Genomic DNA, 255 nt, shown 5'->3' with positions numbered 1-255 from the left:
CCAAGGCCGTTAAGCTATTGGTGCCACTAAAGGATGTTCCACTCACTTGTGGACTCGTTAAGCTAACGGCCAATTTACTGAATGATCCTGCGCTTACTGCTACACTCAAACGGTCAGCCCCTGCAGCGCTGATGCTTCCATCCGTTGCTGCTACGACCGCTGATTCTACTTGATACAAGCTCAGGCTCGCTGTGGCTACTCCATTGCTGAAGCTCACGCTCGTGGCTGTACCAACGTTCGTGCCCCCCACCGTTG

At 53.7% G+C, this 255-nt stretch carries 1 protein-coding gene; it reads right to left on the bottom strand.

Translation table 11 applies throughout. From position 1 onward, the window contains the following. On the bottom strand, nucleotides 1–255 hold a 255-nt coding region (locus tag U0R11_RS13635; RefSeq protein ID WP_406752393.1), incomplete at both ends, for a hypothetical protein.

It is taken from the genome of Aquirufa salirivi, assembly GCF_045310485.1.
In the GTDB taxonomy this organism is placed as follows: Bacteria; Bacteroidota; Bacteroidia; order Cytophagales; family Spirosomataceae; genus Aquirufa; species Aquirufa salirivi.
This window is presented reverse-complemented; position numbering and strand designations above follow the sequence as displayed.